This is a genomic window from Roseateles chitinivorans, assembly GCF_050632145.1.
Classification (GTDB): domain Bacteria; phylum Pseudomonadota; class Gammaproteobacteria; order Burkholderiales; family Burkholderiaceae_C; genus Roseateles; species Roseateles chitinivorans_B.
The window spans coordinates 6330011-6346138 of record NZ_CP192577.1 but is presented as its reverse complement, the minus strand read 5'-3'; the positions used below and the strand labels follow the sequence as shown (position 1 = coordinate 6346138).

Sequence of the window (16128 nt, the reverse complement as noted above, 5' to 3'; positions counted from 1 at the left end):
AGAGAAATACAGCTTATAGTGTAATTGCACATTGATATAGATCCGGAGCGCGTTGTCGCCCTCTCAGGCGGCCTTCCGAGCTAACCAAACAAGGGATTCCCGCGCCTTTTGTTCAGATGGCCGTGGCTATTTTGGATATCAACCAGCGCGACAGCGTCGAACGCGCTCTGGCGATAGTGGCGCCGTTGTATGACGCGCTCAACGATCCCCGGACGAAGAACACCGCTGCTCTCGTGACAAGGGCCACCACAGATGACTGGATCGACTGTGGCAGCGATGGCCAGTGCCTGACGCGGGACCAGATCATTTCGTTCTGGCAAACCTTCGGATATTCGGTGCCCAACCTCAAATGGGACCTCAAAGAGGTTCTTGTCACTGGCGATCGTGTGATTGTTCGAAGCGAGGCGTCAGGCACGCCCGCCACTGCTTTTTTGGCGTTCCCTATACCGGCAGGAGCTTCCAGGGTGTGTTGGCTGTCAACATCCACACAATCGAACGCGGAAAAATCAAGAAGTCCTTCCACGTTGAAAACTGGGTTGGAGCAATTCAGCAGCTGACTCAGAACTGACCCTTGAGGGCAGGGCACGCGACAGTGAGATCACTGGTGCCGTGCTTTCCCGGGTGCTTGGCAACAAACGAGCGAGAAATCAAGTGGCAACTATCGCTGTCATCGGCACGATGGACACCAAAGGTGAGGAGCATCAGCTACTGGCGGAACTGATCCGCGCCAGTGGGCACGCCGTCACAATCATAGACGTGGGGATTCGTCGTTCATCGTTCCCGGTCGACGTCACAAACGATCGGGTCGCCACCGCGGCAGGCGAAACCATTGGCGCTTTGGACGAATCTCGAAAAAGGGACGGCGCGATAGAAACCATGGGCCGAGGCGCTGGCGCCATCCTCCGGGAGCTGCAATCCAGGGGCGCGATCCATGCCGCCGTGGCTCTCGGCGGCGGAGGCGGCACAACTTTGGCCTCCTTGGCCTTCCAGCACCTGCCCGTTGGGTTCCCGAAGCTTATCGTCTCGACAATCGCGGGCCAGGAAATGCGCCCTTTTCTGCACGGTAGTGACGTCAGCATCACCTATGCAGTGCTGGACATCGCCGGTCTAAACCCGGTTACACGCAAGATCATCAGGAACGCAGCAGGGGCGATCTCTGGGATGGCTACTGCATTCGCGAGCGCGAAGCCGGACGAGCCCGATTCCGCGCGCCCAATGGTCGCGGTCACCGCCTTCGGCGTCACCTCTGAGGGTGTAAAAATCGCTCGCCGCCTGCTGGAAGAGCGGGGCTATGAACCCATGGTGTTTCACGCGGTGGGCACCGGCGGCGAATCGCTTGAAGCGCTTATACGCGCCGGGTACTTCCGAGGCGTCCTCGATCTGACGACTACGGAGTTGGTCGATGATCTGGTTGGGGGCGTCATGTCCGCGGGGCCCAACCGTCTGACCGCAGCCTCCGAATTGGGTGTGCCACAAGTTGTCTCCGTCGGCGCGCTGGACATGGCGAACCTCGGACCCAAGGAAGGTATCGCTACTGAGTTCAGAGCGCGTCGGCTGATCCCGCACAACTCCTTGATGACACTCATGCGCACGACCGTCGCCGAAAACACGGAGCTGGGCGCGCGCCTCGCGAAAAAGGTGTCGGCCACGCGCGGGCGAGCTTCGGTTGCGCTGCCTCTTCGTGGCACCTCGTCGATCTCCACCGCCGGCGGACCGTTCCACGACGGAGCTGCTGATGCGGCACTGTTTGCATCCATCCGTGCAAACCTGGCTCCAAACATCCGGCTTATCGAGATTGACGCCGAAATCAACGACGAGCGCTTCATCCGCGCTGCAGTCACCGAGCTGATCGAACTCATCTCCTCATCAAATCATGAAGCAAATGTCCGTCACAAAATCTGAAATCCTGGCCACGTTCCGTCACGAGGGCGCGGAGGGCCGGCAGCTCATCGGCGCCGGCGCCGGCACCGGTCTATCCGCCCGTACGGCTCGCGCCGGTGGCGCCGACTTCCTTGTTGTCTACAACTCGGGCCGCTTTCGCATGGCGGGGCGCGGATCACTGGCAGGCCTACTGGCATACGGAGACGCCAACGAAATCGTGATGGACATGGCGTCCGAGGTCTTGCCGGTTGTACCCGGTCTGCCCGTATTTGCTGGGGTTAATGGCACAGATCCATTCCGCCTCATGCCTCAATTCCTGTCGGGCATCCAGGCCGCTGGCTACGTAGGCGTCCAGAACTTCCCCACGGTAGGCGTATTCGATGGAGAGTTCCGCGCCAACCTCGAATCGACTGGGATGGGCTACGACCGTGAAGTGGAGATGATGAAGGCGGCATCTCAGCTGGGTCTGGTCACGGCCCCATACGTCTTCAACGTCGCAGAGACGGAGGCGATGGTGCGCCTAGCTGACGTCGATATCGTTGTCGCGCATATGGGCCTCACGACCTCCGGCGCCGTTGGGGCGAGCGTGGCCGTTGCGTTGGAGGAGGCGGCGCGACGATGCCAGCAGATCTGCGACGCCGCGCGACGACTCAAGCCCGAAGTTCTTGTCCTGGCGCACGGCGGACCGATCGCAACAAGTGCGGACTGGGAGTTCGTCCGTTCCAAGACTACCGGTTTGGATGGATTCCTCGGCGCGTCAAGTATGGAGCGATTGCCGGTCGAACAGGCGATCGCTGCAACGGTCGCATCGTTCAAACGAGTCCGATAAATCGAATCGCTGCATATCTCGTGACACGTCCAGTGCAACGCCTTCGAACACCCGCGGCTGGCGTTTGGGCCGCACTTGCCAGCACCTTTAGTCACTCGTCGCTAGGTAACCACTAAAGGAAGTGTCCTCATGAAATTCAAGTTCCTCTTCAAGGCCGGGCTCATCGCCTCGCTTTCCGCCATCACCGCTCACGCGGAAACTTTCGACAACTCCGGCGGCAGCAAGACCGACGCCTCAAAGACGGTGCCTATCACTCGCGCGGAAGTTCTGGCGGACCTGCAGATCTATCGTGAATCTGGCCTGGCACTCGTTGAACTCTCAGAGAACAGTGGTAACGACACCGTCGCGCGCGCAGAGGCTCGGGCCAAGTACACGCAGCTGAGGTATTCCCCTTACTACATAGCGCTAGTGCAACGCCTTAGCCAAGGTGCGAACAAGGACGACGCTGCCTCCACACGTTGAGGATCACGGCAGTGGCTCCAGGGAGTACGCTGGTGTCCGCACCTCTGGACTCCAGGGGTAACGAAGGCGGCAGTGACCCGCGAGAGTCGCCGGCCTTCATGATGACTTCGCTCTCCATATATAGATCCTCGGTTGGCACAGACGAAAGCCGCGTGCCGATTGTTCTGGCTGGATGAGCGGTGGCCAGCGCATCCCGCTCAGTGCGTCGCTGAGGCCATCTGCGACGTCGCGCCCGCAGTGTCTCCCACACTCTGAAAAGTACAGTGCGATCTTTGCCAACGTCCCACGAGACGACGATATCAACGTCGATGAGATCTCGGTCGTGGTTATGCTAGTCTGAATGGGCGATCTAGGCAAAGGCACAAGGCGGCCGATAGCGTACAGAGCCCTGCACCGCCCAGCAAAGCCTGGCGATATGTGCCTGTTTGATCAAAACTCCATCCGAAGATGACAGGTCCAGCAACACCGCCAAGTATGTAGACCGCGAACAGGGTGCCATAGATCCCACCGAAGGATCGACTGCCAAAGTAGCGCCGCACAGCGAATGGGATCAGATCGCCTTCCACTCCCAAGGTAAGGCCGGCTAGAAATGCACCCACCACGAGAGGCGGAACGGCTGGGCCCTGCGTCAATGCAGTAAGCGTCATGCCTACGGCACCAAGCAGAAACGAAGTGCCGCACACCAGTGATATAGACAGCCGATCCAGGAGCGCGCCGGCGACGAGTCGTCCCAGCATCACGCCAGCGCCAGAAAGACTGGCGATGAATGCCGCGTCGCCAGGCGAGATGCCCCTGTCGGTCAGCAGTGCCACGCCATGCACCGCAGTACCAAGCCCAGCGCTTGAGACGCTCAGAAGTACAACCAGCAGCACCCAATATCGCCTTTGTCGCAGCGCATCCGACAAGGAGGAGCTTCGCAACTGCTCAGGCTCGCCAACAGATTCCCGATGTTGCGCAGCGCGTCGACCGGCTCCCGAGAAAAGCAGCGCCCAGGCGAGCGCGCCGATGAGTAGCCCCGTCAGGCCCAAAACTATGTAGGCGTCCCTCCACCCACTCTTGGCTATCAGGCTCTGGGTGACAACCGGAAAGATGATGGCGCCCAGGCCGAGTCCTTGCATCGCGACGCCAAGTGCAAATCCCAGACGGCCGCCAAACCAACGTGAGACCTCCGTCAGATAGCCAAGGGGCGTGGTAGCTACCCCAGCCATGCCGATGCAAAACATCAACGCCGCAAGGGCCACCGGGCTGTTTGGGACCCACGATAGAGCGCAGGTCAGCACGCTCATTCCGATGATGGATGTGCCAATGACGCGAGCCGTCCCCACCCGGTCGATGAGTGGCCCGACCAGCGCTGCGCCCACGGCCATTCCCAGCATGCTCAAGACTGTTGCGAGGGACGTGATTGCGCGTCCCCAGCCAAAGTCCGCAGCAATGGGCTTAAGAAAGATCGCCAATGTACTGAAGTGAAGCGCGGCGAAGCCGCCGACCAACCCCAGCGCCGCCGCAGCGACAACTCGGGCGTGGAAGCCACGACCAGGCTCTTCCTTCGGGATGGACCTGTCTCGGTTGGAAGCAGGGCCGCGTTTCGAAATCATTGAGGTAACCCCTACGGCTGTCATGTTTTCATCATGATCAATGTGTCACTATGAGGTAAGAAGGTTTTCCCTTACGCCGGAGCAACGTCGCCGTGAACCCTGGCACTCTTTAGATGAGGCGAGCGGTGGTACCGAAATTACCGGTTGTTTGGTGCAAGAGCCACGAAAAGACCTGTCCTGATGGAGGCGCATCGGTTGACAAAGTGCAATTGCACACATCATCATGTCCACGTCTGCCATTCCACGAAAACTTCGATCGCCCAGATGAGGCTTCTTGCGCCGCATCCAGTCGCGGTTGCCGTGCGGCATCTGGATGCATCCCTCGTTTTCTGCGGCCTTACCAACCTACCCTCATGGCGCACTCCTTAGTCTCCAGCACTTTCCTGCACGGCAGCCAGCCGACCTCCGAGGCCAAGTCATGAAAGTCTTGGTATTAGGCGCTGGCGCAATGGGCTCGTACTACGGCGCGCGACTGATCGAGGCGGGCGCTGCAGTGTCATTTCTCGTTCGCACCAAGAGAGCCTCTGCGTTGCGCGCTGGTGGCCTCGTTGTTCGTAGCAGCCTAGGAGACTTCGAACACCCTGTAAGTGTCATAGAGACAGGGAGTGCGCTACCCATCGCGGATCTCGTGCTGCTGACATGCAAGGCTTATGACCTCGAGTCGGCAGTTGATTCGGTCGCAGCAGCGATCGGCCCCGACACGGCGATCCTCCCGTTGTTGAATGGGATGCAGCCGTATGACTATTTGTCGGTCCGGTTCGGCAAGGACCGCGTGCTGGGTGGCGTGTCCTATATCGCCGTCACGACGCAGAGCGACGGCACAACACGTCATCTATCTCCATCAGATCGGATGATCATCGGTGCGCGAACGGCTCCAGGGCGGTCGATCGCTTCCAAGGTCCACTCAGTGATCTCGACGGCGGCGGGTCAACGAGAACTTAGTGATCACATTGACCACGACCTTTGGGCAAAGTGGGTGATGTTGTGTGCCGGCGCTGCCGCTACATGTTTGATGCGGGGCAGTGTCTCGCAGATTCTCTCCACGTTGCACGGCCGCAAGATCGTCGAGGCCATTATCGAAGAGTGCCAAGACACCGCGGCTGCCGAAGGGTACGAACTATTGCCAGCCCATCGCGAGGGGCTGCGCAAGCTGCTTCTTGATCCGAGTTCCGGATGGATGGCATCCATGATGAGAGATATCGACATCGGTGCTTCAAGGATTGAAGCGGACTGCATCGTGGGGGACATGTTGACTCGCGCGGCTAGACATGGTCTCCGTACGCCGCTGCTGGAGATCGCCTACGCGCACCTGCAGGTGTATATGAGACGTCACTCGGCCAGTTGATCTCGTCAGTCATCATCGACATAGGCAAACGTGCGAGCCGATCTCGCACATCTAATACGCGTGCTTCAATCGCCCAGGCGACACCACGCCCTTTCGCTTGAGTTTAATAATTGCGGGCGAAACGAATAAGGACATGAACATGTTTGACTCTGTGAGGTGGAAATCATGAACGGAATGAAGGCCGGCAGTTCTTCCAAGCGACTACGGGCGACAGCGCTCGTTGCAACGCTGACGATCGGCGTTATCGCGCTTGGTGCCCTTGCGCGAAGAGTTGGAGCGGCCAGCGAGCCTTCGGCACAGCATGCGCCGGCACCGGCCGTTGGGGTAGCTCATCCTCTATCGCGAATGGTGGATGACCAGTTGGCCACGCTTGGTCAGTTTGAGGCGGTGAACCAACTGGACCTTCGAGCGCAAGTCGGTGGGACGCTGGTGGGGATCCATTTCAAGGACGGAGAGCTCGTGGCCAAAGGGGCCCTCCTGTTTTCGATCGATCCCCGACCCTATGAGATCAAGCTTGCACAGGCGAAGTCCAAGCGCGCTTCTGCCTCGGCGACACTGGACCTTGCAGAGCGGGAGCTGAGTCGTGCGTCGTCGCTGGCTAACGTCAATGCCGGGTCCCAGCAAAGCGTCGAACAGCGAAAGGCCGCGCGCGACATCGCCGCTGCGGCGCTCGCAGAGGCCTCTGCCCTGACCGACGACGCTCAGTTCGACCTCGACCACTGCCGCATCACTGCACCGTTCAAGGGCCGCATCGGCACCCACCTGGTCTCTCTAGGCACTTTGATCGCAGGGAGCCGGGCGGGCGGTTCCGCGACAACGCTGCTGGCCACGCTCGTGAGCGTCGATCCAATCTATGCGAGCTTTGACCTCAGCGAATCAGACTTTCAATCGCTCAAGCGCACGCAACAAGAGAAGAACGCCTCACGCGACGTCTTCCTTGCGCTGAACGGTGGGGACGTCTTCGACAAAGTCGCTACCCTGGATTTTGTGAACAACCAGTTGGATAGGGCAAGCGGGACGATACGTGTCCGAGCGACCGTGACCAATCCGGACGGCCGGATCACCCCTGGCGAGTTCGCCCGCGTGCGTATGGCGCTGTCGCGCCCCTCCAACCAACTCCTCGTGCCATCGTCGGCAGTGCTCCCGGACCAGTCGAACTACTTGGTCTTGACGGCAAGTGCCGACGGTACGGTTGTCCCACGTCCGGTACAGGTGGGCTCAACCACTGGAAAGTTCACCGTCATCAAGGCCGGGCTCACAAAGGACGAGGACGTGATCGTCTCGGGACTCCCTTACGCACGCCCTGGCTCCAAGGTGGCCCCGCAGCGGGAACAGCTGGACTCTCGTCCAGAACCCCACCAACCTCAATAAGCCACCGCCATGAAGATCGCTCATTTCTTCATTGATCGGCCGCGGTTCGCGATCGTCGTCAGCGCGTTCCTCACCCTGATCGGCCTGGGTGCCATGTTTGTTCTTCCGGTCGCCCAATATCCGGAAATTGTCCCGCCCACCGTGCAGGTCACGACCGCCTATCCTGGCGCGTCTGCCGACACCATAGCGAAGACGGTTGCCACGCCATTGGAGCAGCAGATCAACGGCGTCGAAAGCATGCTCTACATGAGCAGCCAGTCAACGGGGGACGGCAAGCTCACCATCACCGTCACCTTCAAGATCGGGACCGATCAGAACCTCGCGCTCAATCTGACGCAGAACAGGGTCCAGAACGCCATCCAGCGGCTCCCTGAGGACGTGCAGCGCATTGGTGTCCAGGTCCGCAAGGCAACCCCCAGCATCCTTCTGGCGGTGCACCTGTTCTCGCCCGATAGCTCCCGGGACACGCTCTACCTGTCGAACTATGCAACCTTGCATGTCAAGGACGATCTCGCCCGGATCGAGGGGGTCGGCGACGTCCAGTTCCAGGGCGGGCGCGAATACGCCATGCGCGTCTGGATCGATCCTGACCGCGCAGCGGCCAACAAGATCAGCGCGCCGGAGATCACTGCCGCACTGCGTTCACACAACATTCAAGTCTCTGCGGGTGTCTTGAATCAGCCGCCGACCTCGACCGGTCAGGCCTACCAGGTGAACGTCGAAGCACTTGGGCGCCTTGCTTCGCCCGACGAGTTCTCAGAGATTGTCGTCAAGGCGGACTCGCTAGGCCACGTGACACGCCTTAAGGACATCGCACGAGTAGAGGTCGGGGCCTCCGATTACGGCTCGAAGGCGTTCATGGACAAACAAGACGCTGCCTCCTTGCTCGTCTACGCACAGCCAGGCGCGAACTCGATTCAGGTGGAGGAGCAAGTCCACGCCCGAATGGCCAGCCTGAAGTCGGAGTTTCCCGTCGGCGTCGACTACAAGATCATCTACGACCCGACCATCTTCATCGGAAAGTCGATTGACGAAGTGGTCAAGACGATCTTCGAGGCAATCCTGCTCGTGGTGGTGGTGGTCTTCGTCTTCCTTCAGAACTGGCGGGCGACGATCATCCCGGTGGTGGCAATTCCAATTTCACTGTTCGGGTCGTTCATCGTCCTCTATCTCTTCGGCATCTCGCTCAACAACCTGTCCCTCTTCGGCCTGGTGCTTGCAGTCGGCATCGTCGTCGATGACGCCATCGTGGTCGTGGAAAACGTGGAGCGAAACATGCGCTCGGGCTTCTCCCCGAGCGAAGCCGCCCACAAGACGATGGACGAAGTTGGCGGAGCGCTGATCTCCATCGCCATGACGCTTTGTGCGGTGTTTGTGCCGGCGGCTTTCCTGAGCGGCATCTCAGGAACGTTTTTCAGGCAGTTCGCGGTGACGATTGCCGCCTCGACGGTCATCTCCCTCGTCGTCTCGCTGACGTTGAGCCCGTCCCTTTGCGCCCTGCTGTTCAAGGATCATGCGGAGGGCGGCAATCACCGCCTGAATTGGTTCCAGCAGCGTCTGCAGCGAGCATTCCAGGCGTTTAATAACGGGTTCGACAGATTCTCCTTCGGCTACGGCAACGTCACTCGGCGGATCGCTCGCGTGTCCGTCCTGATGTTCGTCGCCTACCTCGGCCTCATCGCACTGACGGGCTGGCAGTTCTGGCGGACGCCGACGGGTTTCATCCCCGAACAAGACCAGGGTTATCTGATCACTGTGGTTCAGCTTCCCGCAGGCGCTTCATTGGAGCGCACCGAGAAGGTGGTGAAGCAGGTGATCGACATCGCTATGGACACGACGGGCATTGAACACGCTGCCCCGTTCGTCGGCCTCGATGCCGTGACCCGCACCGTGGCGTCGAACACCGGTGCGGTATTCACCGGGCTGCCGTCCCTGTACAGCCATGAGCTGGAAGGGGTGAACGCGAACACCGTCTTGGCCGACCTTCGCAAGCGCTTGTCCGTGGTCAAGGACGCTTACGTCCTGACCATCCCGCCCCCACCCGTTCAGGGCATCGGCAACGCCGGCGGCTTCAAGCTGATGCTCGAGGATCGCGGAGGCGTCGGAACGCAGGTGCTGGTGGATGCGACCAGGAAGCTGATCGACGCGGCGAACAAGGATCCCCATTTCGCCGGCGTCTTCACGTTGTTCAATGCGGGTTCGCCGTCCGTGTATGCCGACATCGACCGCGAAAAGCTTGAAAAGCTTGGGTTGAAGACCAGCGACGTCTTCGCAACCTTGCAGACCTACCTGGGGTCACAGTACGCGAACGACTTCAACTACCTGGGTCGCACCTATCAGGTGATCGCGCAAGCCGACAGCCAGTTCCGGCGCGGGCCGGAGGACATCGCCCGCCTCCGCGTCCGCAACGCGCAAGGAGACATGGTGCCGATCAGCGCCGTTGCCGACCTGCGCAGTAACACGATCCCATATCGTGTGCCACGGTACAACTTGTACCCAGCGGCCGAGGTCCAGGGTTCAGTCGCACCTGGCGTGGCCTCTGGAGATGCGCTCAGGCGGATGGAGCAGCTGGCAGCGGAGGTGCTTCCGAACGGCGTGGGCTACGAATGGACCGAACTCGCCTACCAGCAGCAACAAGGCGGCACTCCGACCTGGGTGGTCTTCGCCGCGGCGGCGCTGTTCTGCTTCCTGGTCCTTGTTGCCCAGTACGAGAGCTGGCGTCTTCCGCTGGCCATCATCCTCATCGTTCCGATGTGCCTGCTGGCCTCCGTGAGCGGGCTCTCGCTTCGCGGGATGCCGATCGACATCCTGGCTCAGATCGGCTTCGTGGTCCTCATCGGCCTTGCCGCCAAGAACGCCATCCTGATCGTCGAATTCGCCAAGCAAAAGGAAGACCAGGGGGCTACCCCGGTCGAGGCGGCCGTGCACGCGGCCCGGACACGTCTGCGACCGATTCTGATGACCTCGCTGGCCTTCGTCCTGGGCGTCGCACCGTTGACCTTGGCCACGGGTGCCGGCGCGGAGATGCGTCAGTCGCTGGGTACCGCCGTGTTCTTTGGGATGCTCGGCGTGACGGCGTTCGGACTCCTGTTCACCCCGATCTTCTACATCCTGACCAGTCGCCTTCGACGCTCCCCTCGTGTGGCGTCGGCGGCCGATGTTGCCCAAACGGCGGAGGTGGCCCGTGAAGCCTAAGGAAATCCTGCATGACCATCAGATGTCGCGCGCTCATTCCCGAGTCTATGCCGCTGTCGTGGCGGCCGCGTTCTCGGCCGCATTGCTGATGGCAGGATGTGCGGTAGGACCTGAGTACCAGCCGCCGGTGGTCGAGCTCAATGCACTGCGTGCTCAGGCCAGACACTTGTCTGCGTCCGATGCGGCGCCGATTGAGCGTTGGTGGGAGGGGTTTCATGATCCCCTCTTGAACCGCTTGGTTCAGGACGGCCTGGCACGGAACCTGGATCTTGCCGTGGCGGCTGCTCGGGTGTCCCAGGCCCGCGCCTATCTGGATCAATCTCAGGCGGCCCTGCTTCCGTCGATCGAGGCGGACGGATCCGCAGCCAGTCAGCGACTGAGCCTCAACAGTGCCGCGGGACGTGCGGCGCCCTCGGCTCGTCGCACTCACAGCGAGTACTCGGCGGGCCTGCAGGCCAGCTGGGAGCTCGATCTGTTCGGGTCTTTGAGAAGGCAAGCAGGAGCGGCCAGTGCGTTAGCTGACGAGGCGGGCGCCTCTCAGGCCGCGGTCCAGATCTCTGTGGCCGCCGACATCGCCGACGCGTATTTGAGTATTCGCGGCCTGCAGCAGGAGATCGGATCGGCCCGGGGAGAAGTCGGCGCAGCCGAACGTCTGCTAGATCTGGTGCAACGACGAATCTCGGCCGGTGCCAGCAACGATCTGGAGCTGGCTCAGTCGCAAGCATTGCTCTACCAGGCTCGAGCCTCGCTGCCCCCCTCAGGGCGGCGCTGGACGCGCAACTCAATCGGTTGAGTATCCTGCTTGGCAAGCAGCCTGGTGCGGTCGATTCCGAACTGAGGCCGGCGGGGACGATTCCTTCGGCACCTGACCTTCCAGCCGAGCTTTCCCCAGCTGATCTTCTGAGGCGCCGACCAGACGTTGTCGCAGCGGAGCGGCATCTCGCGGCAAGCTCGGAGCTCATCGGTGCGGCCATCGCGGAGTACTACCCAAAGCTCTCCCTCTCACTGAGCGGTGGGTTCGACACGGTGGCCGGTGGACGGCTCTTCGATAGTGACTCTGCGCAGCACATAGGTGCGGCGGGCTTTCGGTGGAGGCTCTTCGACTTTGGTCGGATTGACGCTGAAGTGCGACGTGCAAAAGGTGCCAACGTCGAGGCGCTCGCCTTGTACCGCAAGGCGATCCTGAAAGCCGTGGAGGATGTCGAGAATGCCGTCACGGCCTTCAACGAGGGCCAGCAACGAGTCGATCATGTCCGCCTGCAAGTTGCCGCACTCGATCGGGCCCAGCATTTGGCCGAGGAGTCCTACAAGCTCGGGGCGGTGTCGTTGATCGAAGTCGTCGACGCGCAGCGCCAACTTCTCGCGTCGCGCATCATCCTGCACCAAAGCTCGGCCGATGCCTCACGTTCGGCCGTCGCCCTGTACCGAGCGGTCGGAGGGGGATGGAAGTGAACTTAAATTGACTGAGCAGAGGTGATGAAGTGAATGCTCGTGAAGTCGTGATCTGCAATCCCGTTCGGACCGCCATTGGCTCCTACAACGGCTCATTGAAGGCGATTCCTGCGCCGGACCTCGGAGCGGCCGTTATCGCCGAATGCATGCGCCGAGCTGTACTTGACGGAGAGAAGGTGGATGCCGTGCTCATGGGTAACGTCATCCAGGCCGGCAACGGAATGAACCCCGCACGCCAGGCATCGATTGGGGGTGGGCTCCCCGTGTCCGTGCCGGCCATGACAATCAACCGCGTCTGTGGCTCAGGCGCGCAAGCCATCGCGAGCGCTGCGCAAGAGGTGCTGCTCGGTTTCGCCGACGTGGCGGTCGCCGGCGGGATGGAGAACATGGACAGGGCACCGTACCTCGTCCCAAGCGGTCGATGGGGCAATCGCATGGGCGATGGGGTGATGTACGACAGCATGCTGAGAGACGGTTTGAACGATGCCTTTTCTGGCCACCACTCCGGCTGGCACACAGAGGACCTCGCATCCCGGTACGGTTTGCGACGGCTGGAGCAGGACGAGTGGGCTGTTCGCAGTCAACAGCGTTTTGCGCGGGCTAAAGCTGCGGGACGCTTTGACTCGCAGATCGTGGGAGTGAACGTCAGCAGCGGACGGGAGACCAAAATTTTCGATTTCGACGAGAGCAGCCGCCCGGAGACGACGGTTGAATCGCTGGCTAAGCTCAAGCCAGCATTCCGTCCCTCGGGAACCATCACCGCGGGAAACGCACCTGGGTTGAATGCCGGGGCGGCGGCCATGCTGGTTGCGGATCGGGCGAAGGCGGACGCCCTAGGACTGAGTCCAATGGCCCGACTTGTCGGTTACGGGGTTGGTGCGGTGGAGCCGTCCATGTTCGGTCTCGGTCCCATCCCGGCGGTGAAAAAGGCACTGAAGCGCGCCGGATGGGCGCTCAAGGAGGTCGACCGGTTCGAAATCAACGAGGCTTTCGCGGCGGTGCCCCTTGCCGTGATTCGCGAACTTGGCATCGCCCCGGATGTCGTGAACGTGGAAGGTGGCGCTATCGCCCATGGGCACGCGATCGGGGCCACTGGCGCCGTGCTGGTCGTTCGACTGCTTCACTCCTTGCTGGCCGATGACCTTCGTCGCGGCATAGTGACGCTTTGCATCGGTGGAGGTCAAGGCATCGCGCTGGCACTTGAGTCCCTGAAGTAGCCCAATCTCAAGGCGCTGGCAGGTTCGCCCCCATTGACGACACCGGCGGCAGAACTCTTCATCGAAATTCCCCCGCACTTAAGCATTCGGAACATAATGATCGATTCGTCATTATGATAACGAGTGTAGCAGCCCATGTTTCACGACATCCGCAGATCAGCGCTCGTCTGTACCGAGACAGGTCAGCAGGCTCCTGGAAAGTTCGTTGTCGAGCGAAGCCAGAAGGTGACCTCTGTGGCCGGCGATGTGCTGGTGAAGGTCGAGGCCGCATCGGTAAATCCCATCGACGTGAGGCGGTCGATCGGATACGGACAGCGTTTGCTCTCCTTGAAGGGCGCTGGAAGGGCGCCGCTAGTGTTGGGGAACGACTTCGCAGGGCGAGTTCTAACACCGGATGATCGCAACGGCCTCGCTAAGGGCCAACTCGTCTTTGGGCTCCTACCAATGAATGGGCGAGGTGGCTCACACGCCTCCATCGTTGCCGCGAATCCCCGCTGGCTGCGTCCTGCGCCGGACGGCATTCCCGCCGCTGAACTTGCTGCGCTGCCATATTCATTCACGACGATGTATCAGTCCCTACGAGCCGTCGATCTGCTGGAGGCTCGATGCGAGGGCGCTACGGTGCTTGTGCATGGAGGCTCGGGCGCGCTTGGAATGCTGGCGACACAGTACCTTTCGTCATACGGCGCGCGCGTCATCGCAACGTCCTCCAAAGGGCGATCGGGGCTGTGTTTGGGTCAGGGCGCCGTTCGATGGGTCGATGGCCACGACAGCAGCGGACTCTCATCGGTCGGATCGGTTGATGCCATATTGAACTTTGCCTCATTTGAAGATGAACACGCGTTGCTTGCGCTGCTCGGTAACCGGGCGCGCGGGTATGCAACGGCAGTCCATCCGTTGATGCAGAACTTCGATCGGCACGGATGGCTTTCAGGTGCAGTCCGTACCTTTCGCGACCGCGCTCGTGGGAAGAAGCTGTGCCGAGCCCGCGCGCCTGAGGCGAGCTACGAATGGATCGTCTTTCGACCCGAACGCGAAGCACTCGACGTCCTGCTCTCGCTCGTGCACTCCGGAGGCATCCGCCTGCCAGTGGGCCTCGTTGCGTCGTTGGATAACGCTGACGAGGCGTTCGGCCACGTGAAGCGGAGGGCTGAAGGACGCGCAATCCTGAGGCCCTAGTTCTGCTACGAGTGCATGGTTTTGATTGACATAGATTTCAGTTGCAATGAAAATCGGTTGCGCTCGCTGGCGGCGAGTCGAGCTTTTGCTCGTGGACCGCACCCCGGAAAGTCCCCGTGCGAGTCGGCCAGCCTGAGCGGAACCGAGATCTACGCATGAAGGTGTCCAAAGAGCAGCAAGAGTTGAACCGCACGGCCTTGGTTGGGGCCGCCTCGCGCCTATTCCGGCGGGAGGGCATTGATGCGGTCGGCGTCAAGGAAATCGCCCATGAGGCCGGCCTCACGCACGGCGCCCTGTACGCTCACTTTTCGAGCAAGGACGAGCTTGCTGCGGAGGCCTTCGACAAGGGATTCCGTGAAGGACTCTCTCACCTGGAGAATGCCGCAGCCGCCGGAGCTGATATACCAGCGACCTTTCTGGATCTCTATATAGGAAAGGCGAACGGACCGGACGATCTTGAGAAACGATGCCCGATGCTGGCATCGACTTGCGAGCTGGGCCGGCAGGGCATGGAGATGAGCGAGAAGGTGCTCGTCTCGCAACGGCGGCTGCATGAACTTCTTTCGGTTGAAGGTCCGGGCGGCCTCGATCCTGCGGTGGCTGACCTGCTGCTTGCAGCGTCGGTAGGCGCCGCAGCGATCTCTTTCGGTATGCAAAAGGCCTCCCCGCGAAGAGCCGCCGCCTTTGCGGGCGGCGTCCGAGCGAAGCTTCAGGAACTGGTCGACTCGCATCAGGCCGCCAGCGCCAAAGCACGCACGACGAAGCGTAGGTAGTGCTGCGCCCTTGGTCATTTGCCAACGGGCGTCAGTCAGGCAAATCGGCAAGCTCCGATGACCATCCTTGAGCGGCAAGCTCTTCAATCCCCATCAACGGCGCGAATGCCGCCGTTTGCGCTTCCTCGTCAGACAAGCCGAGGGCACGTAGCACTGCAGCGGCAGCCTGCTCGGGGAAGTCGCCATCGCAATTGCTAAGCAGCATTGCGTGAGCTGAGGCGATCACGGAGGTGGTGACCACATTGACCGCCAAGGGCGGTGGGAGCCGCTTGAAGCGACCGATACGCACACCTTCATCGATGTCCCGCTGCACGTACTTGAGGGAGATGTCTGGCCCCAGCACAGTTGGCCACCCAAGGCGCACCAGAAAGTTCGCGATAAGCGGGTGGCGGACAGCCAGGCGGGAAACCAGGCGCAGCCCGTTGGCCACTCGGATCGCCGGATCCGTGTCCTTGACGACCTGGGACTCCGCAAGCCGGATCAACTGGTTGGACACCTCGGTGGCGAGTGCTTGAACGAGTTCTTGCGGCGAGGAAAAGTACTTGTAAAACGTCCCGCGGGAGACCTCGGCGAGCTTGACGACATCGTCGATGGTTGTTTCGAGCGGTCCTTTGGTCGCCGTCAGCTGGAGCGCACTCGTCAGCAGGCGCATCCTCATTTTGGAGCGCCGCTCTGCCGCCACTCTGGGGCGATGGTCTGTGGAGGTCATGTTGCGATTCTCCGCCATGTGGTCGCTGGTGAAAACGATTACTACGTCATCATGACATATGGTTCATTATGAAGCGGTGCGGTTGCTCAGCGAGCCGCATCCAAAAATCAAAGGAGACAA

At 61.0% G+C, this 16128-nt stretch carries 14 protein-coding genes; 12 read left to right on the top strand and 2 right to left on the bottom strand.

All coding sequences use genetic code 11. From position 1 onward, the window contains the following. The first annotated feature begins 122 nt into the window (after nucleotides 1-122). From ACQ86G_RS29165 to ACQ86G_RS29150, 4 genes are all read left to right on the top strand, one after another. Nucleotides 123-557, top strand: a complete 435-nt coding sequence (locus ACQ86G_RS29165) for a nuclear transport factor 2 family protein (protein ID WP_431258520.1) — start codon at nucleotides 123-125, stop codon at nucleotides 555-557. Between the two features lie 94 nt (nucleotides 558-651). Further along, the gene (locus tag ACQ86G_RS29160) at nucleotides 652-1902 is read left to right on the top strand and encodes a Tm-1-like ATP-binding domain-containing protein (RefSeq protein WP_431258519.1); all 1251 of its coding nucleotides are present in this window, start codon (nucleotides 652-654) and stop codon (nucleotides 1900-1902) included. Next, entirely contained in the window at nucleotides 1874-2710 is an 837-nt protein-coding gene (locus ACQ86G_RS29155; protein WP_431258518.1) for a phosphoenolpyruvate hydrolase family protein, read from the top strand. Before ACQ86G_RS29160 ends, ACQ86G_RS29155 begins: the two co-directional genes overlap by 29 nt. 129 nt (nucleotides 2711-2839) lie before the next feature. After that, nucleotides 2840-3172 carry a hypothetical protein gene (locus tag ACQ86G_RS29150; protein WP_431258517.1) on the top strand — a complete coding sequence of 111 codons (333 nt, stop codon included), beginning with the start codon at nucleotides 2840-2842 and terminating at the stop codon, nucleotides 3170-3172. Between the two features lie 326 nt (nucleotides 3173-3498). Here the strand turns inward: ACQ86G_RS29150 and ACQ86G_RS29145 are convergent, their stop codons facing one another. Continuing rightward, complete coding sequence (locus ACQ86G_RS29145; protein WP_431258516.1) at nucleotides 3499-4767, bottom strand: MFS transporter; 1269 nt, start codon at nucleotides 4765-4767, stop codon at nucleotides 3499-3501. A 418-nt stretch (nucleotides 4768-5185) separates the two neighbouring features. Here ACQ86G_RS29145 and ACQ86G_RS29140 point away from each other — a divergent pair, with 418 nt between their 5' ends. From ACQ86G_RS29140 to ACQ86G_RS29105, 8 genes are all read left to right on the top strand, one after another. Further along, the gene (locus tag ACQ86G_RS29140; protein WP_431258515.1) at nucleotides 5186-6112 is read left to right on the top strand and encodes a ketopantoate reductase family protein; all 927 of its coding nucleotides are present in this window, start codon (nucleotides 5186-5188) and stop codon (nucleotides 6110-6112) included. 165 nt (nucleotides 6113-6277) lie between these two features. Next, the gene (locus ACQ86G_RS29135; RefSeq protein WP_431258514.1) at nucleotides 6278-7483 is read left to right on the top strand and encodes an efflux RND transporter periplasmic adaptor subunit; all 1206 of its coding nucleotides are present in this window, start codon (nucleotides 6278-6280) and stop codon (nucleotides 7481-7483) included. A gap of 9 nt (nucleotides 7484-7492) precedes the next feature. Continuing rightward, entirely contained in the window at nucleotides 7493-10678 is a 3186-nt protein-coding gene (locus ACQ86G_RS29130) for an efflux RND transporter permease subunit (RefSeq protein WP_431258513.1), read from the top strand. Then, complete coding sequence (locus ACQ86G_RS29125; RefSeq protein ID WP_431258512.1) at nucleotides 10668-11471, top strand: TolC family protein; 804 nt, start codon at nucleotides 10668-10670, stop codon at nucleotides 11469-11471. The genes ACQ86G_RS29130 and ACQ86G_RS29125 overlap by 11 nt, the downstream gene beginning before the upstream one ends. Further along, nucleotides 11468-12130 (top strand): TolC family protein, encoded by a 663-nt coding sequence (locus ACQ86G_RS29120; RefSeq protein ID WP_431258511.1) that lies wholly within the window; start codon nucleotides 11468-11470, stop codon nucleotides 12128-12130. Before ACQ86G_RS29125 ends, ACQ86G_RS29120 begins: the two co-directional genes overlap by 4 nt. A 29-nt stretch (nucleotides 12131-12159) precedes the next feature. Then, nucleotides 12160-13347, top strand: coding sequence for a thiolase family protein (locus ACQ86G_RS29115; RefSeq protein WP_431258510.1), 1188 nt, complete (start codon nucleotides 12160-12162; stop codon nucleotides 13345-13347). Between the two features lie 135 nt (nucleotides 13348-13482). Continuing rightward, nucleotides 13483-14526 (top strand): alcohol dehydrogenase catalytic domain-containing protein, encoded by a 1044-nt coding sequence (locus ACQ86G_RS29110; RefSeq protein ID WP_431258509.1) that lies wholly within the window; start codon nucleotides 13483-13485, stop codon nucleotides 14524-14526. Nucleotides 14527-14681: 155 nt separating this feature from the next. After that, nucleotides 14682-15299: a TetR/AcrR family transcriptional regulator gene (locus tag ACQ86G_RS29105; RefSeq protein ID WP_431258508.1), complete on the top strand. Its 618-nt coding sequence runs from the start codon at nucleotides 14682-14684 to the stop codon at nucleotides 15297-15299. A gap of 31 nt (nucleotides 15300-15330) precedes the next feature. Here ACQ86G_RS29105 and ACQ86G_RS29100 read toward each other — a convergent pair whose 3' ends face one another. After that, nucleotides 15331-16008, bottom strand: coding sequence for a TetR/AcrR family transcriptional regulator (locus tag ACQ86G_RS29100; RefSeq protein WP_431258507.1), 678 nt, complete (start codon nucleotides 16006-16008; stop codon nucleotides 15331-15333). Nucleotides 16009-16128 lie beyond the last annotated feature (120 nt).